Raw genomic sequence first — 23,912 nt, forward strand, 5'->3', positions numbered from 1 at the left:
CGTCATCACATGCTGCCGGAGGCGCCGCAAGGGAGTTTCAGGCGTCGGGGAGCAGACCACGCTGGGTCAGCAGCTCCGTCAGCCGATCCACCACTTCCGGTATCGTCAGGCGCGTGGTATCAAGCGTGATGGCATCTTCTGCCGGCTTGAGTGGCGCCACGCTGCGCTGCATGTCGCGGGCGTCGCGCGCCTGAATCTCCTTCAAAAGACTCGATAGACTAGCATCCACACCGGACTCCCGCAACTGGGCCTGGCGACGATGGGCCCGCTCCTCGGCACTCGCGGTGAGAAATATCTTCAGAGGTGCATCGGTGAAGACCACGGTGCCCATATCACGGCCATCGGCCACCAGCCCCGGGGACTGGCGGAAGTCACGCTGGCGACTCAGCAGTGCCTCACGGACCGCCGGCAACGCCGCCACACGGGAGGCCGCATCGCCTACCTGCTCGGTGCGGATGGTAGTGGTGGCATCGCTGCCCTCGAGCATCACCCGGGTGGCGCCGCCTTCGGCGACAAACACCACCTCGAGATGGCGCGCCACCTCGGCGAGACTCGCCTCATCATCCAGGGAGACGTCATGCTTGCCGGCAGCCAGTGCCGTGAGTCGATAGAGGGCGCCACTGTCGAGCAGGTGCCAGCCCAGGCGTTCAGCCACCAGGCGGCTGATGGTGCCCTTGCCGGCACCACCGGGGCCATCGATCGTCAATACCGGCGCCTGGGGGGTGGTCTGGGAATCGCTCATGCCCCCTCCTCGCCGCTCTCTTCCGTGAGTGTCAGCCCCACCTTGCGCGCCAGGTCGACGAACCCGGGGAAGGAGGTAGCCACGTTGGCACAGTCATCGATGATGATCTCCTCGCTCGCCCGCAGCGCAGCGATGGCGAACGACATGGCGATGCGATGGTCCTCGAGGCTGTCGATACGGCCGCCACCATAGTTGGGACCCTCGGCACTGCCTCCACCAACGATATCGATGCCATCGGGGTAGAGGGTGTGCTCGACGCCGATGGCGGCCAGCCCGTCGGCCATCGCCTGCAACCGGTCGGACTCCTTGACGCGCAGCTCTTCCGCGCCGCGCAGACGCGTGGTTCCCCGGGCATTGGCCGCGGCAATAAACAGCGCCGGAAACTCGTCGATGGCCAGGGGCACCTGCTCCAGCGGAATACCGATGCCCTGCAGCGGCGCATGACGGATATGCAGATCGGCTACCGGTTCGCCCCCTACCTCGCGCTCGTTCTCCAGGCGCAGATCGGCTCCCATCAACTTGAGGATATTGATCACGCCGATACGAGTCGGGTTGATGCCCACATGCTCGAGCACCAGGTCCGAGCCCGGGGTTATCGCCGCGGCCACCAGGAAGAAGGTCGCCGAGGAGATATCGCTGGGCACATCGATGGGCGCCGCGGTGAGACGACCACCACCGGAGAGCCAGCAGGTATCCCCATCACGGTGCACCGTATAGCCGAACCCGGCCAGCATGCGCTCGGTGTGATCACGGGTCGGGGCCGGTTCGCTGACCCGGGTCTCCCCCTCCGCATACAGGCCGGCAAGCAGCAGGCAGGACTTCACCTGGGCACTGGCCATGGGCATGTCGTAGGTGATGCCTTTGAGCGGACGACCACCATGGAGTCGCAGCGGCGGACGCCCCCCCTCGGCGGTGTCGATCTCGGCCCCCATCAGGCGCAGCGGGTCGGCCACCCGGTTCATCGGACGCTTGGTCAGGGAGGTATCGCCGGTGAGCACGGTATCGAAGGCCTGTCCGGCCAGCAGCCCGGCGAACAGGCGCATGGCGGTACCGGCATTGCCGACATACAGGGGGCCAGAGGGCTTCTTGAGGCCGTGCAGGCCGACCCCATGGACGGTGACTCGTCCCTGGTTTGGCCCCTCGATGGCCACCCCCATCTCGCGGAATGCCTGAAGGGTCGCCAGACTGTCCTCTCCCTCCAGAAACCCCTTGATCTCGGTGACCCCCTCGGCCAGTGCGCCGAGCATGATGGAGCGATGGGAGATCGACTTGTCGCCGGGAACACGAATGCGCCCGACCACGGCACCACCGGGGCTCATCCGGTAGCGCAGATTACCTTGCTGTTGCATCTGATATTCCGCCTGATAGCTGGTCTTGTTGAGCAGGGATTCGAAGTAGTGCCGAGCATGGCTGGCGCGATCGAAGATCGCCAACATGGCGTCACCATCACCACGCTCCACGGCATCACGCAGGCGTGCCACGCCGGCCTCGAAGTCATCGAGGGAGGCGAGCACGGCATCACGATTGGCGGTGAAGATGTCACGCCACATGACGGGGTCGCTGCCGGCGATACGCGTGAAGTCACGAAAGCCACCGGCGGCATAGCGAAAGATCTCCAGGCGCTCATCCTGGCGCGCCAGCGTGTCCACCAGCGAGAAGGCCAGCAGATGTGGCAGGTGGCTGGTGCGAGCCAGCACCTGATCGTGGCGCTCCACCTCCATCTCCAGCACGTCGGCACCACAGGCGCCCCACAGCGCCTGTACGCGGGCCAGCGCCTCGGGGTCGGTATTCGGTTCGGGCGTGAGGATCACCTTGTGGCCGATATAGAGCTCGGGGTCGGCCGCGGCCACGCCGCTCTTTTCGGAGCCGGCGATGGGGTGGCCGAGCACCAGGTTGGCCGGCATCCGACCGAAGACCTCCAGCGCACAGTCGCGGATGGCCGCCTTGGTACTGCCCACATCGGTGATCACCACGTCGCCGACGGCGTCACCCAGATAGCGGGCCAGCTCAACCATCACGCTGCGCATGGCCAGCACCGGCACGGCCAGCACGATCAGCGAAGCACCGTCGACCACCCTTTCGAGGCGAGTATCACCGCGATCGATCAGCCCCATCTCGAGGCCGCGCCGAATCTCGTCCGGATCCGGATCACAGGCGACGATCTGCTCAGCCGGCCCGAAGCCGCCGAGATCGCCGCTGTCGCGACGACCGTAGCCACTGGCTCTCAGGGCGGCGGCCAGCGAGCCCCCGATCAGGCCGAGCCCGACGATCAGGATGCGAGACTCCTCGTGCTTGCGCGTCACCATCGATGCCATGCCCTAGAGCACGCCGACGGGGTAGGACCCCAGCACCTTGACCTCGGCGGCGCGCAGGCGCACCTCCTCCAGCACCGCGGCCACCCGGGGCTCCTCGTGATGCCCCTTGAAGTCGATAAAGAAGACATAGTTCCACACGCCGCTGCGCGAGGGACGGGTCTCCAGGCGTGTCATGTCGATCTGATGGCGATGGAAGGGCTCAAGCAGATCATGCAGCGCCCCGGGCTGGTTGCGCATGGCCACCACGATCGAGGTCTTGTCGTCGCCGGACATGGGCACATCCTGATTGCCGATAATCAGGAAGCGTGTGGAGTTGTCCGGGCGGTCCTCGATCTTCTCGGCCAGGCGGGTCAGACCATAGAGCTTGGCCGACATGTCGCCGGCGATCGCCGCGCTGTGCCACTCGGTCTTGACCAGGCGTGCCGCCTCGGCATTGGAGGAGACCGGCACCCGCTCGGCCTGGGGATAGTGGGCATCCAGCCACTTGCGGCACTGGGCGAAGGACTGCGGATGCGAGTAGATCCGCGACACCTTGTCACGCCGGGTGGTCTCGCCCACCAGCAGGTGATGGTGGATTCGCAGCACCACCTCGCCGCAGATACGCAGTCCGGAATCGATGAAGGAGTCCAGGGTGTGGTTGATCACGCCCTCGGTGGAGTTCTCCACCGGCACCACCCCGTAGTTGACCGCCCCAGCCTCCACCTCACGAAACACTTCGTCGATGGCGGCCATCGGCAGGCTGATGGCACTCTCGCCGAAGTGCTTGAGGGTCGCCTGCTGGGTAAAGGTACCCTCGGGGCCGAGATAGGCGACCTTGATGGGCTGCTCCAGCGCCAGACAGGCCGACATGATCTCGCGGAACAGGCGTGCCACCTCCTCGCTATCCAGCGGTCCCTTGTTGAGCGCCATGATACGACGCAGCACCTGGGCCTCGCGCTCGGGGCGATAGAACACCGCTCCGGCATCCTCGGCGGTCTTGACCTGGGCCACCTGCTGGGCGCACTGGGCGCGCTCGTTCATCAGCGTCAGCAGCTGGCTGTCCAGATCATCGATGCGGCTGCGCAGCGCATCGAGATCGATGGGAGTGTCGCTCATGATATTCAGCCCTTTCTATTTTCGAAGTCGGCCATGAAATCGATCAGTGCATCCACGGCAGCTTCGGGAACGGCGTTGTAAAGGCTGGCCCGCATGCCGCCCACGCTGCGGTGGCCCTTGAGATTGAGAAGCCCCGCCTGCTCGGCCTCGGCGAGGAACGGCCTGTCCAGACGCTCATCGGCAAGCACGAAGGGGACGTTCATGCGTGAACGGTTCGCCGGCGCGATGGGGTTGGAGTAGAGCTCGCTGTCATCGATGGCGGCATATAGCTTGGCGGCCTTGCGCGCATTGATGGCCTCCATGGCCGGCAAGCCACCGATATCGTGCCTGAGCCACTCGAACACCAGCCCCGCCAGATACCAGCTGTAGGTCGCCGGCGTATTGACCATCGAGCCGCCCTCGGCGAGGGTTTTGTAGCCAAACAGCGTGGGCATGTCGGGGCGTGCGCGCTCGAGCAGATCATCACGCACGATCACCACGACCAGCCCGGCGGGGCCGATGTTCTTCTGCGCTCCGGCGTAGATAACGCCATATCGTGAGACATCCAGCGGGCCGGAGAGAATCGACGAGGACATGTCGCAGACCAGCGGCACCTCACCCCCGTCCGGACGCACCGCCCGCGGGGTATAGTCGAAGGCGAGTCCGCCGATGGTCTCGTTGGCGGTGACATGCAGGTAGGCCGCATCATGGGAGAGCTCGATCTCTCCCTGCTGCGGCACCCGGGTATTGCCACTGGCCTCACTCGAGGCCGCCACCCGGGCGTCACCGAACAGGTGGTGCGACTCGGCGATGGCCTTGCGACTCCAGATGCCGGTATCCACGAAGTTGGCGGTGCCGCCGTTTCCCAGCAGGTTGTAGGGCACCGCGGCAAACTGCTGGGTCGCCCCGCCCTGGGTGAAGAGCACCCGATAGTTGGCGGGGATCGCCAGAAGCTCGCGCAGATCGGCCTCGGCCTTTTCGGCGATGGCAACATACTCCGCCGAGCGGTGGCTCATCTCCATCACCGACAGGCCGTGACCACGGTAGTCGAGCATCTCGTCGCGGGCCCGCTCGAGCACCGCGGTAGGCAGCGCCGCCGGACCGGCGCAGAAGTTGAAATGACGTGTCATGCGTCCTGGTTCTCCATTGGGGTCAGCCCCTTCAATCCTCTTCGGCGCCTGATCCCGCACCCTCGTTGCCTGCCTCGGCGGAGTCGTCGCCTGCGCCTTCAGCCTCTCCAGCGCCCTCGGGCTCTTCCGACTCCTCGGGCTCATCGACGCGCACCGTCTTGACCAGCTTCTCCTCGTTACCCAGTCGAATCAGCATCACGCCCTGAGTATTGCGCGAGGTGATCGAGACCTCATCGACGCGGGTGCGCACCAGGGTGCCACGGTCGGTGATCAGCATCATTTCATCGGAGGAGTAGACCTGCATGGCCGCCACCAGCGAGCCATTGCGCTCGCTGGTCTGCATGGCGATGACACCCTGACCGCCACGACCGCGCAGCGGGAACTCCTCGAGACGACTGCGCTTGCCGTAGCCGTTCTCGGAGGCGGTCAGGATATAGATCTGGCCGCCATTAGCGGCCTCCACGGACGCCCCCTCCTCACCCTCGATCTCGGCGTCACTCTCCGCCCTTCTATCAAAGCCGGCCTCGGCATCGATCAGCTGGCTCTGGGGGATGATCAGGCTGATCACTTCGGCACCATCGAGGAGGCGCATGCCACGCACGCCGCGCGCGGTACGCCCCATGGCCCGTACATTCCCCTCCTCGAAACGGATCGCCTTGCCATTGGAGGAGAGCAGCATGACATGATCGGAACCCGAGGTGATGGCCGCACCGACCAGGCGGTCGCCCTCCTCGAGATCGATGGCGATCAGGCCGACGCTGCGCGGCCGCGAGAACTGCTCGAGGCTGGTACGCTTCACCGTGCCCTTGGCGGTGGCGAAGAAGATATAGCTTTCGGGGTCATAGTCGCGCACCGGCAGGATGGCATTGATCGACTCGCCCTCGTCCAGCGGCAGCATGTTGACCAGCGGCTTGCCGCGCGACCCACGGCTGGCCGCCGGCATCTCATAGACCTTGAGCCAGTAGACCTTGCCGCGATTGGAGAACAGCAGCACGGTGTCATGGGTCGAGGCCACCAGCAGATGCTCGATGACATCCTCGTCCTTCATGGCGGTGGCGGACTTGCCGCGTCCACCGCGCCGCTGGGCCTGGTAGTCCGAGAGCGGCTGGGTCTTGGCATAGCCGGAGCGGGACACGGTGACCACCATGTCCTCCTCGGCGATCAGGTCCTCCATGGAGAGGTCGAGGTGGCTTGCCTGAATCTCGGTCTTGCGCGGATTGCCGAACTGGTCACGTACCGCAACCAACTCCTCGCGGATCACCTCGAGCAGACGCTCGGCGGACGCCAGGATGGCCATCAACTCGGCGATCTTCTCGAGGATACCGAGATATTCGTCGAGCAGCTTCTCGGTTTCGAGCCCCGTCAGGCGGTGCAGACGCAGCTCGAGGATAGCCTGGGCCTGGGCCGGCGACAGGCGATACTCGCTGCCCGCCGTATTGAGCCCGAAGCCCTCCTCGAGATCCTCGGGCTTGCAGGAGGTGGCGCCGGCCCGCTCGAGCATGCCGGTGACCTGCCCGGGCGACCAGTCTCGTGCAAGCAGCTTCTCCTTGGCCTCGGCCGCATTGGGCGAGGCCTTGATCAGCTCGATGACCTCGTCGATGTTCGAGATGGCAACGGTGAGGCCCTCGAGAATATGGCCACGTTCGCGAGCCTTGCGAAGCTCGTACAGGGTGCGCCGTGTCACCACCTCGCGACGATGACGAATGAATGCCTCGAGAATCTCCTTGAGATTGAGGATCTTCGGCTGACCGTTTTCGATCGCCACCATATTGATGCCGAAAACGGTCTGCAGCTGGGTCTGGGCGAACAGGTTGTTGACCACCACCTCCCCGGACTCGCCACGCTTGACCTCGATCACCACCCGCAGACCGTCCTTGTCGGACTCGTCGCGCAGCTCGGCGATCCCCTCGATGCGCTTCTCCTTGACCAGCTCGGCGATCTTCTCGATCAGACGCGCCTTGTTCACCTGATAGGGAAGCTCATCGATGATGATGTGATCCCGGCCACTCTTCTCGTCATGCTCGATGGTGTGGCAGGCGCGCACGTAGATGCGCCCCCGGCCGGTGCGATAGGCCTCGAGGATCCCGGCACGGCCGTTGATGATGCCGCCCGTGGGGAAGTCAGGGCCGGGGATATGCTCCATCAGATCGTCGACGGTGAGGGTGTAGTCATCGATCAACGCCAGGCAGGCGTTGATGATCTCTCCCATGTTGTGCGGCGGGATATTGGTGGCCATGCCCACGGCGATACCCGACGAGCCATTGACCAGCAGGTTGGGCACCTTGGTGGGCAGCACCTCGGGGATACGCTCGGTGCCGTCGTAGTTGTCGACCCAGTCGACGGTCTCCTTCTCCAGATCGGCAAGTAGCTCGTGGGAGAGCCGCGCCATGCGAACCTCGGTGTAACGCATGGCGGCGGCACTGTCGCCGTCAATGGAGCCGAAGTTGCCCTGGCCGTCGACCAGCACATGGCGCATGGAGAAGTCCTGAGCCATGCGCACGATGGTGTCGTAGACGGCACTATCACCGTGGGGGTGATACTTACCGATGACGTCGCCCACCACACGAGCGGACTTCTTGTAGGGTTTGTTCCAGTCATTGCCGAGCTCGTGCATGGCAAACAGCACGCGCCGATGCACGGGCTTGAGGCCGTCGCGCACATCCGGCAGCGCCCGGCCGATGATCACGCTCATCGCGTAATCGAGGTACGACTGCTTGAGTTCGTCCTCGATGTTGACTGGCAGAATCTCTCTGGCGAGCTCACCCATGGGTCGTCGAATCCTTTGCACTGCAGGAGGTTGGCCGCCCGCCGTGGCGTTGCCCGGGGCGCCATTTACAGCCGCACATCATATCACTCCGGCGCGGGCAAAGGGAGCTGACTATTCGAGTTCCGCCCCGCCATCGCTACTCCAGCACGAGGGGAGCCAACAGCTCATGCAGCTCCCCCTCGATGGGAATGGCACGGTTGGCAGCCACGTCGAGCAACACGAAGGTAATGGTGGCACGACTGACCAGTGCATCATCGCCACATCGATGAATCTCCTGGGCCATGCGCGCGCTACGCGCGCCGAGCTCGCAGACCCTGCTGCTGACCTTGAGATCGTCGCCGGCCACGGCCGCCGCGCAGTAGTCGATATTGACATTTACCGCCACGAAGGCCACATCACCGCGCTGTAGACGATGAAACAGCTCGGGTCGATCATCGAAATAGGCCCAGCGCCCCTCTTCCAGGAACTCCAGATAGCGGGCATTGTTGACGTGACCATAACCATCGAGATGGTAACCACGCACGCGCAGTGAAACAGAGGAAATTCGACTATCCACGGGTCATCACTCCTTGGCCTGAAAAGGCTCGATTCTAGGCATCCACACCGCCCGAATTCAAACATTCGTTTTATATCTGTCTCATGATCGATGCTGGCACCCTCGCGCCCCTTCGGTGATAATGGCGACCCTTTTCTCCGGGGAAAAATGCTGCATGTGGTTCAAGCACTTACACCTTTATCGGCTACACAACGCACCTGAACTGGATGCCGCCACGCTGGAAGAAGCCCTGGCCGAACAGGCGGCGCGACCTCTGAGCGGACAGGATCCCCGCCGCCTGGGCTGGACCTTCCCGGGCGGTCGTGCCGACACCAGCCGCCTCCACGAGCTGCAGGGGCAACGCCTGCTCAGCGCCCTGCGTCAGGAACGGCTGCTGCCCGCCAGCGTCGTCAAGGAGGAGGTCGACGAGCGCGCCGCCGAGGTAGAGGCTCGCGAGGGGCGCAAGCTGCGCCGCCAGGAGAAGATCACCCTCAAGGAGCAGGTAGTCGAGGAGCTGCTGCCCCGCGCCTTCGTGCGCAGCCAGAAGATCGACCTCTGGTGGGACACCCGGCGTCGGCTGATCGGGGTCAACGCAAGTTCGCGAACACGAGCCGAGGAGCTACTCGACCTGCTGCGGGAAACCCTGGGCAGTCTGAAGGTCACGCCACTGGCAACTCAGGTAATGCCCATGCGCGCCATGACCCAGTGGCTTACCGACCCCGCCTCACGCCCCGCCGACCTGGTGATGGGTGACCAGGTGGAGCTCAAGGCCAAGGGCGATGACGGCGTGCTGCGAGCCCGCCAGGTCGACCTCGACAGCGACGAGATCCAGCAGCTGCTGGAGAGCGGCCGGCAGGCCAGCAAGCTGGCCGTGGAGATCGAGGGCCGGCTAAGCTTCGTCCTGCATGACGACCTGGCGCTGAAGTCGCTGCGCTTCGGCGACGCACTGATCGACGAGGCCAACGCCAGCGATGATGGCGATGACGCCCTGCTGCGCCTGGATACCGATTTCGTACTGATGGCCCAGGCTTTGGGCGACAACACCGAACGCCTCATTGCCTGGCTGGGCGGCGAGGCCGGCACCGCAAGCGACATCCAAGCATCATGACCGAGAACCGACCCGACAGCAGCGCCCAGGACCCCTGGGCCGACATCCGCCCCTTCAACGACGAGGAAGTCGCGGGGGTGCTAGCGAATCTCACCCAGGAGCCCGAGTTGCTCGACGCCCTGACCCGCTATCGCCTGCCGCGACTCTCGCGCCTGATGCCTGGCCTCTCGCGCCGACTGGCAAGCCTGGCGCTGCGCCGGCAGGTGCGTGGCGTTCAAAGCATCAAGCAGTTCCAGCAGCGTATCGCCGGCTACATGGAGCGGATGATTCGCACCACGACCGATGAGTTCAGCACCGCCGGTCTCGACAGGCTCGACCCGGCGACGGCGTATCTGTTTATCGGCAACCATCGCGACATCTCCCTGGACCCCGCCTTCGTCAACTACGCCCTCTACCTGGCGGGTCGTAACACGGTGCGCATCGCCATCGGCGACAACCTGCTCAAGAAGCCCTATGTCACCGACCTGATGCGCCTCAACAAGAGCTTTATCGTGCCGCGCAGCGCGCGTGGCAAGCGCGCCATGCTGGCCGCCTACCAGAAGCTTTCCGGCTATATGCGTCACTCCATTACCGGCGACAATCACTCCATCTGGATGGCCCAGCGTGAGGGGCGCGCCAAGGACGGCATCGATGGCACCGACCCGGCGATCATCAAGATGATGACGATGTCGCGGCGGGCCGAGGATCGCCAGGCAAGCCTCGGCGAGGCGATTCGCGAACTTCGCCTGGTACCGGTCGCGATCAGCTACGAGTATGACCCGTGCGACGTACAGAAGGCCCGCGAACTGCATGCGATGCATACACTCGGTAAATACGAAAAGGGTCAGTACGAGGACATCAGCTCCATTGTTGCCGGCATCACCGGCCACAAGGGGCGCGTCAAGCTCACCTTCGGCACGCCGCTCAGCGCCGACTTCACGGCGCCTGATGAGGTCGCCGCCGAGATCGACCGACAGGTACTGGAAGGCTACCAGCTCTTCCCCAGCCACTATCTGGCACTGGAGACCCTGGGGCACGCAGCGGAGCTTGTCGACCTCGGTGAGGTCACCGAGGCCGACCGCGAGCGCTTCCAGACACGGCTTGCTCAGGTGCCTGCCGAGCTTCGGGAGTGGTGGCTGGCCCAGTACGCCAACCCGGTTCTCAACAAGGCGGGGCGCGCCCCCTTCACGCCAGTCGCGGCCCAGAACGAACCCAGGAGCGAGGCACGCTGAGTTCAGGCCGACGGCACGCCTGGTCAGCTGGACCGGAACCCTCCCCCCCGACGACCCATTAATCTCCATGCCGGCCGACACTCTAACGTGCGGCTGGGCATGGGTGTGCGGATACGGCATGGCCAGAGTAGCCAAGCCTTCCGACCCCGAGCCTCGGCCTTAGCCGGCAATTCTGTAAACTGATGTAAACTGACGTTAGTTGATGTAAGCTGATACCCATGACTCGTCGCGAGCTGTCCAGCTGGCAGCGGCTCGCGCCCAAGCGCTGATGCAACCTTTACGCCTGAGTATCTGATCTGAAGCTAGACTGTCGGCCGCCAAGCCCATGGGGAGTACATCGACGTGTCGCTTACCAAGCAGCTCTGGCTGACTATTGCCCTGGCACTCTTACTGGCCTTTAGCGGTAGCCTGTATATCGGCTTGTCAAGCTTCCGACACCAGATAGAGCAAGAGGCCGAGATACGCAACCGTCTGAATGCCGAGGCTTTAGCACTAATCATCAGCCAGGTGAGCATGACCCCGGATAGCATTGGACAACTGCTTGCCACCCAGTTTGACTCCGGCCACTACCGCCGAATCGAACTGCGTGACACACAAGGCAATGTCGTGGCCCTGCATGAAGGCAGCAAGCCGCCTATCGAGGTTCCGAGCTGGTTCGTCAACCTGGCCAACATCGAAGCACCGGCCGGCCATGCGACCGTCCATGACCCCTTGAACCGTTACAGCACTCTGACCTTCGAGAGCCAGCCCGACATCGCCTATCGACCGCTGTGGCTCGCGACTCTAAAGCTTGCCGGCTGGTTCGGAATGCTCTGCCTAGTCGGCCTATTACTCGCTGCATGGGTCGCACGTAGCATTCGCCGACCGCTGCGACGCCTGGTGAAGCAAGCCCACGATATTGGTAACCGCCAGTTTATCACCACTCCCGAACCTCGCCTGCGCGAGGTGCGGAAGGTGGTCAAAGCCATGAACCGCCTTTCCGAATCCCTGGCCGAGATACTTGGCCGTGAGAGCGAACGCCTCGACCTGCTTCGCAAGCGATTGCAGCACGACCCGGTCTCGGGCGTACTCAATCGAGAGGCCTTCATGAAACAGTTGCACAACAAGCTCAAGTGTAGCGACCGCCAAGCCACAGGCACACTCGCCATGGTCCGGTTGTCACGACTGGGGAAAGTCAACGAAAGCCTGGGCCAGGCCGACACCGATATGCTGCTGCACGAACTGGGGCAGAGCCTCGCCCAGGTTGGCAGGCTGGTGGGCGAAGGGGTTGCCGGCCGTCTGAACGGCAGTGATTTCGCCCTGTTGATCCCCTCCTCCAGTGATACTGCGCTGGTCGGCGAAGAGATCATCCAGCGGCTGACCACCCTCGAGCAGGCACAGCAGGAGACTACCCTCACGCTTCCTTCGGCGTTGATCACCTACGCCCAGGGCGACCAACCGAGCACCCTTCTGGCAAGCCTCGACGGAGCACTCGCCAACGCCGAGAACAGCGGCCATCTTGTCCAGCTGGTGGCCAAGGGGGCTCGGCGCCTGACGCTTTTCAACAGTCACGCCGAATGGCGCCAGGCCTTGTCTCAGGCACTCGAGGACGGCGTCTATCTAGGCCGCTACCCGGTGCTCGATGCTCAAGGCCAGCTGTTGCACCTCGAATGCCCGGCGCGTCTGCGCCTGAAGGGCAAATGGCGCCCGGCCGATATCTTCATGCCCTGGATCTCTCGCCTTGGATTCGAACCCCTGCTGGACCTGACGGTGGCCCGAGAGACGCTGCGCGAGATCAATCGCCACGGCATACCTCTGGGCATCAACCTCTCCCCGGCCTCGCTGCGCGACGGGCGTTTCATGCTGGATTTCCACAATCTGCTACAGGGCAATCGGGAAGCCGCACGCCAGCTTTGGATCGAGGTGCCGGAAGTCATGCTGTCCCACGATCTGGAGACATTGCGTAGTCTGGGTCGCGAGCTTCAGCTCTTCGGCTGCCGACTGGGGGTGGAACATGTGGGTCGCGAGTTCCGCCGCATTACCGATCTCGAGGGCTTGGGTCTGAGCTACATCAAGATCGACGCCACCCTGGTCGAGGGTCAGCACGAGAGCCTGGATCAACAGACACTCCTACGGGGTATAGCCACCCTCTGCCAGTCAATTGGCATCATAGCCATTGCCGAGGGTGTCGCCAACCTGAAAGAGGCCGAGGTGATCTTCAAGCTCGGCATCAACGGCGTCACTGGCCCGGGTATCCGCCAGCTGGGCCGGCCCGGCAGCCAGGCACAGTTTATTGACTGAAACCGACTCCCGACGAAACATCGCCCCCTGGCCAAGCTCATCGACTCCCAACAAGGAACCTCATCAGCACCCTGCAAACGTGCTATCGTCATGGCATCGACACGGCCGGTTATCACAAGGAGCACGCCATGTCCTCATCGGAAATTCAGAAGACGCGCGTCATCAACGAACTGCAGGGTTTCATAAGGAAGCTTCTGCAGGATCCCAGAATCCTCGACCAGGCGCTGGAGATCGCCCGCCGTCATGTGCCGGAGGGTAATTCTCAGGAGGTCGTGGCGCGCATCGCCAACGAGATCTCGGACACCACCAGCATTCATATTCCGGAGGATCCCGAGGAGCATAGCGAGGCCGACAGGCTCTTCCTCGAGCTGCTGCGTGAGGTCGTCAACGAGGAACAGGCACTCTACTGAGTAACGACCTGCCCTCTTCAAACAAGAACCCCGCGACGCCCGGCACCTGCCGGGCGTTTGCGTGTTCGTGCCCCACGACTCTGTTAGAATAACAACCCATTGATTTGACTAGAGCTATACAGCCCTCACCATCATGTACTACCTCCTCAAGCTAAGCCCCGAGATCACCATCAAGTCGCGCTCCGTTCGTCAGCACATGACCCGCTGTCTCGCCGCCAATGTGCGCAATACTCTGAAGCCTCTGGAGCCCGGTATCGGGGTGCGCGCGGGATGGGACCTGTTGATGGTGTCGGTGCCTGATAGCGCCGACGCGCCGCTGATCGATGAGGTCGAGGCGCGTCTCTGTCGGGTCCCTGGTGCCCAGGAGGTTCAGGAGGTTCGCGAGGTCGACTTCGATGACCTCGATGATATCGCCAATCATGTCGTGCCATGCTGGCAGCCGCGCATCGCCGGCCGGCGCTTTCGTGTCTCGGCCAAACGCCGCGGCCAGCACGACTTCACCTCCTCCGATCTGGAACGCCATCTCGGCGCGGCACTGCTCGCCGCCGCGCCCGATGCCAGGGTCGACCTCAAGCACCCCGAGGTGAATGTGACGGTAGAGGTCATCGAGCAACGACTGCGCCTGATCGATCGTCGCCTGCCGGGACTGGGCGGCTACCCACTCGGCCTGCAGGGCCAGGCCCTGGCGCTGATCTCCGGCGGTTATGACTCACCAGTGGCCGCCTGGCGAATGATCCGCCGCGGCATCAAGACCCACTTTCTGTTCTTCAACCTGGGCGGCCCCGAGCATGAGCGGGGCGTGCGTGAGGTCACCCACCACCTCTGGCAGCGCTACAGCCTGTCGCATCGCGTCAACTTCATCTCGGTTCCTTTCGAGCCGGTGGTCGGCGAGATCCTGCGCAAGGTGCCGGACGGCATGATGGGTGTGGTGCTCAAGCGCATGATGGCACGAGCCGCTTCACGCATCGCCCAGCGTGCCCGCATACCGGCGCTGGTCACCGGCGACGCCATCGCCCAGGTCTCCAGCCAGACCCTGACCAACCTGGCGCTGATCGATGATGCCAGCGATCTGCCGATACTGCGCCCGCTGCTGACCGATGACAAGCAGACCATCATCAACCAGGCGCGAGTGATCGATACCGCCCGCTTCGCCGAGGTGATGCCCGAGTATTGTGGTGTCATCTCGCGACGCCCCAACACCCGTGCCCGTCGCGACCAGATCACCGAGGCCGAGGCCGAGTTCGACTTTGCCATACTGGACGCCGTCATCGAGACCACCGAGACCACCCGTATCGACCGTCTTGGCGAGAACCAGCACGACTCAACTGGCCACAAGGCCGGCGGGGAGGTCCCCGAAGCCCACGCGGGCGAGGATGTCAGCGTTATCGACATTCGCCCCCCGGTAGAGCGCGAGGTGGCCCCGCTCGCCCTGAAGTCGGGCCAGCGCCTCGAGATCCCCTTCTACGAGCTGCAGCAGCGTGCCCCGGAGCTACCCGACGACCGGCACTATTTCCTGTACTGCGAACAGGGCGTGATGAGCCGTATGCAGGCGCTACACCTCCATGACCGAGGCCTCACCCACTTCGGTGTCTATCATGTGTCCGCCAGGCGTTGAGCCTGCGCCGACTTCCCGGGAGTGAGTGTCTACGCTAGCAGGAAGGCCACCTGGCATTGCAGAGGGGGCACCTCAGCCTAGCGGTCATTACCGATGGCGAGCCCCCACACTTCCCGCCACCCACCCCGACATGCCGCTCTACCTGGACTCCCCGGGGCTCAGTTCGTGCTGCAGGAGAATACGCTGCGCATCCTGGTGCCCGCCTGGCGGATCCAGAACGTCCGCGACTTCTCCTTCGATGCCGTGACTGCCTACCTGGAGGTCAACACTTCCGACGACGGCCGACCGATGCTGGGCGTCTACGAAGTGTACGACGTAGCCCCTGGCGATCTCTCCCTGCCCTATCGCTTGAAGGAGAGTGCGCCCTAATCGGCGCTGGACATCGAATCGACGGCCCCGAAACGCCATACCCGGTGTACTGCACCGGGTATGGCGTGGTCGACCGGGGTGCCAACCTCAGTTGCAGGGCACCACGTTGCGTTGGGTGTTCAGGGCCCAGAGCTTCTGGCCGTCCGGCGTCTCGCCTTCCTGGCTCCAGGTTTCGGTAACCTTGACGCAGTAGGAGCCAAGACTCTCGGTGGTCACCTGGGGGTCGGCGGGGCGCTCGTTGCCGATGCGCATGATGTCGGGATTCTCGCTAGTGTAGTTCGGGGCGATGGCCCCTCCTGCGCAACCGGCGAGCAGTGCGACGATGCCCATGAGGGGCAGGATACGGCGAAATGCCATGGATAATACCTCCGAGAAGAACGTTGGGGTCCATCGAAGGTGACGTTAGGCTGATGAGTCCGTCGGCAGGCCACGCCATCCACTGGGCCCCCACCGGCAGAGGGGCAGACTCTACCCGAGTCGTCGGGTCGCGCCAAGCGTCGCCGGTCGGCGACGATGGGTCGGGATCCCCCGGCCGCCGGACATAACGCGACTCACGTCGGTGGCCCTCGATGGCGGGCCACCGGGCAGGTGCAGTCGGGGGCGAAGATGCTACAATCGAGGCCTGATTTCACGGATAGGTCGCATGGCGGCCTCGACTTCGCCCCGGCGTCGAGTCGGCCGCCATGTACCACGCTTACGGGAACCTCTGAGCCACCATGTTGAATACCGCCCCGCGCAAGATACTGGCCACCAGCGCCCTGCCCTACGCCAACGGCGCCATCCACCTGGGCCATCTGCTGGAATACATCCAGACCGACATCTGGGTGCGCTTCCAGAAGAGTCGCGGCCATGAGTGCCACTACGTCTGCGCCGACGACGCCCACGGCACCGCCATCATGCTGCGCGCCGAGCAGGAGGGCATCACTCCCGAGGCGTTGATCGAGCGCGTCAGCCGGGAACACCAGGCGGACTTCGCGACCTTCGGCGTCGCCTTCGACAACTACCACTCGACCCACTCGGAAGAGAACCGCTACTTCAGCGAGCTGATCTACACTCGCCTGCGCGACAAGGGCCATATCGCGACCCGCGACATCGAACAGATGTACGACCCGGTGAAGGGGCTCTTCCTGGCCGACCGCTTCATCAAGGGCACCTGCCCATCGTGCAAGACCGATGACCAGTACGGTGACAACTGCGAGGCGTGCGGGGCCACCTACACCCCGGCGGAGCTGATCGACCCGGTGTCGGCCATCTCCGGTGCCACGCCCGAGGTGCGCAGCTCCACCCACTACTTCTTCAAGCTGCCCGACTTCGCCGACTTCATGCATGGCTGGATCAACGATGGCCATGTCCAGCCCCAGATCCGCAACAAGCTGATGGAGTGGTTCGAGGCCGGATTCAACGAGTGGGATATCTCGCGTGACGCCCCCTACTTCGGCTTCGAGATTCCCGATGCCCCGGGCAAGTACTTCTACGTCTGGCTCGATGCCCCGATCGGCTACCTGGCCAGCTTCAAGAACCTCTGCGACCGCGAGGGCATCGACTTCGACAGCTACTGGAAGAGGGGTAGCGACGCCGAGGTCTACCACTTCATCGGCAAGGATATCGTCTACTTCCACGCCCTGTTCTGGCCCGCCATGCTGCATGGTGCCGACTTCCGCACCCCGACGGCGGTAAACTGCCACGGCTTCGTGACCGTCAACGGCGCCAAGATGTCCAAGTCCCGTGGCACCTTTATCAAGGCCGCCACCTATGCGGACCACCTCAACCCGGAGTATCTGCGCTACTACTTCGCCGCCAAGCTCACCTCGAGGGTCGACGACCTCGACCTCAACCTCGAGGACTTCGCCGCGCGGGTCAACAGCGACCTGGTAGGCAAGGTCGTCAATATCGCCAGCCGCTGCGCCGGCTTCGTCAAGAAGCTGGGTAGTGGCAGGCTCTCCGCCCACTGCGCCGAGCCCGAGCGCGTCGCCCGCTTCATCAGCGCCGGCGACGAGATCGCCGAGCAGTTCGAGACCCGCGAATTCGGCCGCGCCATGCGCCTGGTGATGGAGCTGGCCGACGAGGCCAACACCTATATCGCCGAGGCGGAGCCCTGGGTACTGGCCAAGCAGGAGGGGCGCGAGCAGGAGGTGCTGGATATCTGCTCGGTCGGTATCAACCTGTTCCGCCAGCTGATGGTCTATCTGGCGCCGGTAGTCCCGGCCATGGCCGAGCAGGCCCGTGGCTTCCTCAGGCTCGAGTCGCTGGACTGGCATAGCCGGCACGAGCTGTTGCTCGACCACGAGATTGCCAAGTTCAAGCCGCTGATGACCCGCGTGGAGAAGGACAGAGTCGATGCCATGATCGAGGCATCAAAGGAGGATCTGGTGGAAGAACAGAAGCTCAAGGAGACCCCCAGGGGGCCCCTGACCGAGGAACCGATCGCCGAGGAGATCTCCTTCGACGACTTCATCAAGGTCGACCTGCGTATCGCACGCATCGCCAAGGCGGAGTATGTCGAGGGCGCCGACAAGCTGCTCAAGCTGAGCCTGGATCTGGGCGGCGAGAGCCGTACGGTCTTCTCGGGCATCCGTGCCGCCTATGCCCCCGAGGCACTGGAGGGTCGTCTCACGGTGATGGTCGCCAACCTGGCGCCGCGCAAGATGCGCTTCGGCGTCTCGGAGGGAATGGTGCTGGCCTCGGCCAACGACGAGGGCATCTATCTGCTCTCACCGGACTCCGGCGCCGAGCCCGGTCAACGGGTGACCTGAACCACCGTGAGTCGCCATGACCTGATCGAGGCCATCGATGCCCTGCTGCCCCAGACCCAGTGCGGCAAGTGTGGCTTCGATGGCTGTCTGCCGTATGCCGAGGCGATCGCCGAGGGCGAGCCGATCAATCGCTGCCCCCCGGGCGGCGAGCAGACGCTCGCTCGGCTGGCCACCCTGACCGGCCAGCCCGAGCAGCCGCTGGCGGAACCCGCCCAGCTGCCCCTGGCCGCGGTGATTCGCGAGGCCGAGTGCATCGGCTGCACCAAGTGCATTCAGGCCTGCCCGGTGGATGCCATCCTCGGGGCGGCCAAGCGCATGCACACGGTGATCACCGACGAGTGTACCGGCTGCGAGCTTTGCGTGGCGCCCTGCCCGGTGGACTGCATCGACCTCGTGCCTCACCCCGCCTGGGCGTCTGCCGAAAGCGATACGGAGCGCGACGCTTACCTGGCGCGCCGCGCCGAGCTGGGTCGCCGACGCCACCGCACCAGACAACAGCGCCAGGCCCGGGAGGCCCGCGACAAACGACTCGAGCGCCAGAGGCGGCTGATGCAACAGCGGCGCGCCGCCGCCGGCAAGGAGACTAGCGGCTCACTCGGCGGCGCGGTCATCCAGCGCCAGCGGCAGATGGCCGTCAAGGCCGCCGAGCAGGCCCTGAAGCGAGTGCAGCAGCAGCTGGAGAGCGCTCGCCGCCGCGGCGACGACAAGGCCGAGGCCACTGCCCTGGCCCAGCTGCCCGAAGCCGAGCGGCTGCTTGCCGAGGCCAGAAGCGCGCTAGAGCAGGTAGACTCCACCGAATGATCCGATGACACCTTCCCGACTCACTGCCCGGGGCTGATCCGGCGACAGGCCTGCGAGGAGGCGCTGTGAATACTTCCCTGTACGCTACCGACGCCATCCCTGGCGTAGGACCTCCTCTTCGGCCTGTCCCCGGCGCCCCGAGCTCCTGCCAGGGACTGCCATGAACGCCCAGAAACGCTACGAAATCTTCGCGCGGCTGCGCGAGCACAACCCCCACCCCACCACCGAGCTCCGCTGGGAAACCCCCTTCGAGCTGCTGGCCGCGGTGCTGCTCTCCGCCCAGGCGACCGATGTGGGCGTCAACAAGGCCACCGCGCGGCTCTTCCCGGTAGCCAATACCCCCCAGGCGATCATCGAGCTGGGCCTCGATGGACTCAAGGAACACATCAAGACCATCGGCCTCTACAACACCAAGGCCGTGAATCTGATGAAGACCTGCCATCTGCTGGTGGAGAAGCACGGCGGCGAAGTCCCCGGGACGCGCGCCGCCCTCGAGGCGCTGCCCGGCGTCGGGCGCAAGACCGCCAACGTGATCCTCAACACCGCCTTCGGCCAGCCCACCATCGCCGTGGACACCCATATCTTCCGGGTTTCCAATCGCACCGGCATCGCCAAGGGCAAGGATGTGGTCGAGGTGGAGAAGAAGCTGCTGCGCCACGTGCCCAGGGAGTTCCGGCAGGATGCCCACCACTGGCTGATCCTGCACGGTCGCTATACCTGCATCGCCCGCAAGCCGCGCTGCGGCAGCTGCGTGATCGAGGATCTGTGCGAGTACAAGGAGAAGACCGAACTCTAGCGAAACTCCACGGCTTTATCCTCCTGGCACTCTGGCATCTAGAAGCCTTCCGCCTCGAGACGCTCGGCCAGCTGCTCGAGAATCTCTATGCCCTGCACGTCGGTTGGCAGCCACGGCAGCCGCGGGCGCGGCAGATGCCCCAGCTGCTCGTCGATGCGCCTCAGGTAGGTGGCCTCCTGCTCGCGGCGTGCGTTGAGGAAGTCACCGTCGGCCTCCGGAGGAATCACCCGATTGACGAGCGTGCCCGCCACCGGCACATGGGCCTCCTCCAGGGTGGCCACCGCGCGCGCCGTCTCGAGGATCGGCAGTCGCTCCGGGGTCATCACGAAGAGGAAACCGGTCTCGTCCGGATTCTCGATGCGTCGGCGCGCCTGATGAAACAGCCGCCGTCGTTCCATCAAGGTCCTGGCCACATCGCGCGTCTTCTCATCGAGGTCCGCCAGCCCATCCTCGTGGGGGTCATCGAACGGCGTCGAAACATCCTTGCCGCGCTTGGGCGCCAGGTGTGACAGGACCTTGCCCAGCTCCTCGGACTTGCGATTATGGGCCAGCAGTCCATCGGTCCAGGCGGCCATCGCCTCGGGCAGCGTCAACAGGCGCAGGGTATGGCCGGTGGGTGCCGTATCGAAGATGATCAGGTCCCACTCCCCCGAATCATCGGTGACCAGGCGCGACAGCCGCTCCAGCAGTGCTGCTTCCTGGGTACCCGGTGACTGCCGGGTCAGGCGCATTTGACGCTCGAGCTCGGCCATCATCTCCGGTGCCGCATAACGGCGCATCTGAGCGGTGACACGGGTCAGGTGGGCCTCCACCTCGGCATCCGGGTCGATCTCCATGGCGTCGAGATTGGGCAGCAGCCGCCGCGGCACATCACTCAGCTCACGATCGAAAACGTCGCCCAGGCTATGCGCCGGATCGGTGGAGACCACCAGCACCCGCCGCCCACGGCGGGCCGCGAGCACCGCCAGGGCCGCGGCGACGGTCGTCTTGCCGACCCCACCCTTGCCACCCACCCAGAGCAGACGTTTTTCCAGAAGTTCTTTCATTGAACCCTCAACAACATTTGAAGTGGTCGAGTGGCGAGCGCTCCATTCCCATGCGTTGGTGCCAGTCGTGGAAGCGCTCCAGCAACAGGGGCTGCAGCTCCAGGGTGTAGTAGGCCGCCGGATTGGGAACTCCCATCATCTCGGAGAACACCAGCAGCATGAACAGGTCGTCCTCGTCTCGACGGGCGCGGGCAATCGCGCCCCGATAGCGAGAGGAGTAGACCTCCTCCGCGAAGAAGCGGGCCTGGCTAAGCCAGGCCCGAATCCGTTCGAGACGAGCCGCACGACCCTCCGCCTCATGGTCGTCGCTCATCCTGTGACTCCTCAAGGTTCGCCATTTATTCTTGCTGGGCAGGGGCCTCGCCCTTGATCCGCTTGAGAGCCGACACGCACTCGAGCGAAACCAGAATGGCCGCGACCAGCACCACGATATCCAGCACCAGCAGGAAGTAGTTACCCTGCTCGAAGAAGCTGCGCAGCTGCAGCAACAACGCGATGATGGTGACCACCAGAAGAAAGACCAGCGGTGCCAGGGTAAACCACATGGGGCGACCCAGGCGTACCAGCATCACGGTGACCACCAGCAGCGACAGACCGGCCAGCAGCTGGTTGGTGGTGCCGAACAGCGGCCAGATGATCAGCCCGCCGGAGCCATCCGCTCCGCCCGCGCCGAAGGCCAGCAGCAGACAGCTGCCCACCGCCAGCAGGGTGGCGATCGCCGGCTTCTGCATCCAGCGCTGCTGATAGATCTCGCCCCACTCCTGGAAGATATAGCGCTGCAGGCGCAGGCCGGTATCCATGGTGGTGCCGGCGAACAGTGCCGCCATGACGGTCAGCAGGGTCGCCGCGGTGGCTTCGGGCAGGCCCACGCCATTGGAGATGATAAAGGCTCCCCCCTCGACGAAGGCGTTGACGCCCCCCTGACCGAAGGCGGTGTACATCGCCTCCCAGTCGGCAAAGGTCGCAAAGCCGGCGGTCGCCGCGAGAATGGCGGCCAGCGCCAGCATGCCTTCACCCACGGCCCCGAAGTAGCCGACGAAGCGTGCGTCGGTTTCCTTGTTGAGCTGCTTTGAGGTGGTACCGGACGACACCAGGCCATGGAAGCCGGAGATGGCACCACAGGCGATGGTCACGAACAGCAGCGGAATCAGCGAAGGCGTACCGGCCGGCACATTGTCGTTGAACGCCGGCGCCACCATGCTCGGGTTAAGCAGCAGAATGGCGCCATACAGCACGATCAGACCCACGAACAGCTGCAGGCCATTGATATAGTCCCGCGGCTGCAGCAGCACCCAGACCGGCAGCAGCGAGGCAATCGCGGCATAGCCGAAGAGCAGCAGGATCCAGATGGCGTTGCCGGAGACACCCGCCACTTCCGCCGGCATCTGCAGGGGCACCGAGGGCCCGATGCCGATCAGCGCATAGAGCGCCACCACGCCGACGATGGAGACCATCGGCAGGCTCATCTTGCGGCGATAGATCATCTGACCGATCACCAGCGCCACCAGAATGGCGCCCCACACCGGTACCACGGCACTGGAGAAGTTCATCATCAGGCCGGCAATCACCACGGCGAATACCGCATTGACCATCAGCAGCACCAGGAAGATGACGATCATGAAGATGCTGCGGGCACGCTTGCCCACCACATCACCGGTCAGGGCACCGACCGACTTGGCCCGGTTGCGCACGCTGGCCCAGATCGCTCCCGAGTCGTGAACGCCGGCGAAGAAGATGGTCCCCAGCACGACCCACAGGAAGGCCGGGAGCCAGCCCCAGATCACCGCGATGGCGGGTCCCACGATGGGCGCCGCACCGGCCACGGAGGTGAAGTGGTGGCCCCACAGCACATAGCGGTTGGTGGGCACGAAGTCGATGCCGTCCTCGTATTCGTGGGCCGGCGTCTTGAAGTCGGGGTCGAGTCGATAGATCTTCTCGGCGATGAACTTCGAGTACACGAAGTACCCGGCCGCCATCGCGGCAAGACCCAGGACCATGACGAGAATGGCACTCATGGCACTCTCCTAGCTGTGGACGTGACAGGCAGTTACAAGCTTTAGTTACGGGATGATCTTCGTCTCTTATGTGCGCGACGTCCATATCACGAGCCAACGAAGCCACTCAGGTGCGACGAAAGTGGTACCCACCATCGACACTGCCCGGCCCCTGTCGGCCCTACCCCAGGCCGAACTCGCCGATACGATCCACGGTGCGCCGATAGGCGTCGCGTTCGCGACAGGCATCGAGAAAGTCGACCAGCCGGGGGAATTCGACCAGCCCGCCACGACTTTCCAGCGCCAGCAAGGGAAAGCTCATCTGAATATCGGCGACACTGAAGGACTCGCCCGCGAACCATGGCCCTCGCGACACCAGCTCCTCCGTCCAGAACTGTGCAAGGCGACGGATCTCCGGCCCCAGATACTGCTGTTCCACACCGCGGGCAAAGAGCCGGCCCAGCGGGCGTGCCAGGGTCGGCACCGGCGGCTGCCCGAGCCGCGAGAACACCAGCCGCATGACAAGCGGCGGCATGGCCGAGCCTTCGGCATGGTGCAGCCAGAAGCGGTAGCGCTCATGGGCCTCGCTGCCGGGCAACGGGGCCAGCCGGGCCTGCGAGTCATGATGCTCGACCAGGTAGTCGATTATCGCACCGGATTCGGCCAGTACCCGTTCGTCGCGGCCCAGATCACGAATCAGCGGCGCCTTGCCCAGCGGGTGAAGCTGACGCAGCGACGCCGGCGCCAGTTGAGTCTCGGGGTCCCGCGAATAGCGGACGACCTCGAAGTCGATATCCAGCTCCTCGAGCAGCCACAGGACCCGTTGCGAGCGAGAGTTCTCCAGATGGTGCAGCTCGATCATGCTCATATCTCCGAATGGAAATGAAGGAAAACAGGAAGAGAAAAAGACAGTAGGCTTTGCCTGAAAAGTCGGCGAGCGGAGGTTAGACAAGGCAAAAATCGGCG

20 protein-coding genes are annotated in these 23,912 nt (G+C 64.2%); 9 read left to right on the top strand and 11 right to left on the bottom strand.

Annotated elements, in window-relative coordinates; translation table 11 throughout:
* Window positions 1-37 precede the first annotated feature (37 nt).
* From cmk to IOC61_RS01770, 6 genes are all read right to left on the bottom strand, one after another.
* The gene (cmk, locus tag IOC61_RS01745) at window positions 38-742 is read right to left on the bottom strand and encodes a (d)CMP kinase (RefSeq protein ID WP_195687166.1); all 705 of its coding nucleotides are present in this window, start codon (window positions 740-742) and stop codon (window positions 38-40) included.
* A complete protein-coding gene (locus IOC61_RS01750) occupies window positions 739-3,048 on the bottom strand; it encodes a bifunctional prephenate dehydrogenase/3-phosphoshikimate 1-carboxyvinyltransferase (RefSeq protein WP_195687167.1) in 2,310 nt (769 codons plus the stop codon). The genes cmk and IOC61_RS01750 overlap by 4 nt, the downstream gene beginning before the upstream one ends.
* A gap of 12 nt (window positions 3,049-3,060) precedes the next feature.
* Entirely contained in the window at window positions 3,061-4,152 is a 1,092-nt protein-coding gene (pheA, locus tag IOC61_RS01755) for a prephenate dehydratase (protein WP_161422634.1), read from the bottom strand.
* Window positions 4,153-4,157: 5 nt separating this feature from the next.
* A complete protein-coding gene (serC, locus tag IOC61_RS01760) occupies window positions 4,158-5,261 on the bottom strand; it encodes a 3-phosphoserine/phosphohydroxythreonine transaminase (protein ID WP_195687168.1) in 1,104 nt (367 codons plus the stop codon).
* 31 nt (window positions 5,262-5,292) lie between these two features.
* A complete protein-coding gene (gene gyrA / locus IOC61_RS01765) occupies window positions 5,293-8,028 on the bottom strand; it encodes a DNA gyrase subunit A (protein WP_195687169.1) in 2,736 nt (911 codons plus the stop codon).
* A 136-nt stretch (window positions 8,029-8,164) separates the two neighbouring features.
* Window positions 8,165-8,584 (bottom strand): acyl-CoA thioesterase, encoded by a 420-nt coding sequence (locus IOC61_RS01770; protein WP_195687170.1) that lies wholly within the window; start codon window positions 8,582-8,584, stop codon window positions 8,165-8,167.
* 154 nt (window positions 8,585-8,738) lie between these two features.
* Between IOC61_RS01770 and IOC61_RS01775 the strand changes: the two genes are divergently transcribed.
* The 6 genes from IOC61_RS01775 to IOC61_RS01800 all read left to right on the top strand — a co-directional run bounded on the left by IOC61_RS01775 (window position 8,739) and on the right by IOC61_RS01800 (window position 15,556).
* On the top strand, window positions 8,739-9,671 hold the full coding sequence (locus tag IOC61_RS01775) for a recombination-associated protein RdgC (RefSeq protein WP_195687171.1): 933 nt from the start codon (window positions 8,739-8,741) through the stop codon (window positions 9,669-9,671).
* The gene (locus IOC61_RS01780; protein WP_195687172.1) at window positions 9,668-10,882 is read left to right on the top strand and encodes a 1-acyl-sn-glycerol-3-phosphate acyltransferase; all 1,215 of its coding nucleotides are present in this window, start codon (window positions 9,668-9,670) and stop codon (window positions 10,880-10,882) included. The genes IOC61_RS01775 and IOC61_RS01780 overlap by 4 nt, the downstream gene beginning before the upstream one ends.
* A gap of 342 nt (window positions 10,883-11,224) precedes the next feature.
* Entirely contained in the window at window positions 11,225-13,162 is a 1,938-nt protein-coding gene (locus IOC61_RS01785) for an EAL domain-containing protein (protein WP_195687173.1), read from the top strand.
* A gap of 128 nt (window positions 13,163-13,290) precedes the next feature.
* On the top strand, window positions 13,291-13,572 hold the full coding sequence (locus tag IOC61_RS01790; protein WP_195687174.1) for a hypothetical protein: 282 nt from the start codon (window positions 13,291-13,293) through the stop codon (window positions 13,570-13,572).
* Window positions 13,573-13,705: 133 nt separating this feature from the next.
* Window positions 13,706-15,187 carry a tRNA uracil 4-sulfurtransferase ThiI gene (gene thiI / locus IOC61_RS01795; RefSeq protein WP_195687175.1) on the top strand — a complete coding sequence of 494 codons (1,482 nt, stop codon included), beginning with the start codon at window positions 13,706-13,708 and terminating at the stop codon, window positions 15,185-15,187.
* Between the two features lie 165 nt (window positions 15,188-15,352).
* The gene (locus tag IOC61_RS01800) at window positions 15,353-15,556 is read left to right on the top strand and encodes a hypothetical protein (protein WP_195687176.1); all 204 of its coding nucleotides are present in this window, start codon (window positions 15,353-15,355) and stop codon (window positions 15,554-15,556) included.
* 87 nt (window positions 15,557-15,643) lie between these two features.
* On the opposite strand, the gene IOC61_RS01805 is transcribed toward IOC61_RS01800, so the two are convergent.
* Entirely contained in the window at window positions 15,644-15,913 is a 270-nt protein-coding gene (locus IOC61_RS01805) for a hypothetical protein (protein WP_195687177.1), read from the bottom strand.
* A gap of 359 nt (window positions 15,914-16,272) precedes the next feature.
* On the opposite strand from IOC61_RS01805, the gene metG reads away from it, so the two are divergent.
* From metG to nth, 3 genes are all read left to right on the top strand, one after another.
* Window positions 16,273-18,309 (top strand): methionine--tRNA ligase, encoded by a 2,037-nt coding sequence (gene metG / locus IOC61_RS01810; protein ID WP_195687178.1) that lies wholly within the window; start codon window positions 16,273-16,275, stop codon window positions 18,307-18,309.
* Between the two features lie 6 nt (window positions 18,310-18,315).
* On the top strand, window positions 18,316-19,110 hold the full coding sequence (locus IOC61_RS01815; protein ID WP_195687179.1) for an RnfABCDGE type electron transport complex subunit B: 795 nt from the start codon (window positions 18,316-18,318) through the stop codon (window positions 19,108-19,110).
* 160 nt (window positions 19,111-19,270) lie between these two features.
* Window positions 19,271-19,906, top strand: a complete 636-nt coding sequence (gene nth, locus IOC61_RS01820; RefSeq protein WP_195687180.1) for an endonuclease III — start codon at window positions 19,271-19,273, stop codon at window positions 19,904-19,906.
* A 38-nt stretch (window positions 19,907-19,944) separates the two neighbouring features.
* Here the strand turns inward: nth and IOC61_RS01825 are convergent, their stop codons facing one another.
* The 4 genes from IOC61_RS01825 to IOC61_RS01840 form a co-directional block, all read right to left on the bottom strand.
* Entirely contained in the window at window positions 19,945-20,952 is a 1,008-nt protein-coding gene (locus IOC61_RS01825; RefSeq protein ID WP_195687181.1) for an ArsA family ATPase, read from the bottom strand.
* A gap of 7 nt (window positions 20,953-20,959) precedes the next feature.
* Window positions 20,960-21,265 (bottom strand): cory-CC-star protein, encoded by a 306-nt coding sequence (locus IOC61_RS01830; RefSeq protein ID WP_195687182.1) that lies wholly within the window; start codon window positions 21,263-21,265, stop codon window positions 20,960-20,962.
* 25 nt (window positions 21,266-21,290) lie between these two features.
* Window positions 21,291-22,967 (bottom strand): carbon starvation protein A, encoded by a 1,677-nt coding sequence (locus tag IOC61_RS01835; RefSeq protein ID WP_195687183.1) that lies wholly within the window; start codon window positions 22,965-22,967, stop codon window positions 21,291-21,293.
* Window positions 22,968-23,127: 160 nt separating this feature from the next.
* Window positions 23,128-23,808, bottom strand: a complete 681-nt coding sequence (locus tag IOC61_RS01840; RefSeq protein WP_195687184.1) for a glutathione S-transferase family protein — start codon at window positions 23,806-23,808, stop codon at window positions 23,128-23,130.
* Window positions 23,809-23,912 lie beyond the last annotated feature (104 nt).

Origin of the sequence: Halomonas sp. KAO (assembly GCF_015595025.1) — a bacterium.
Lineage (GTDB): Bacteria > Pseudomonadota > Gammaproteobacteria > Pseudomonadales > Halomonadaceae > Halomonas.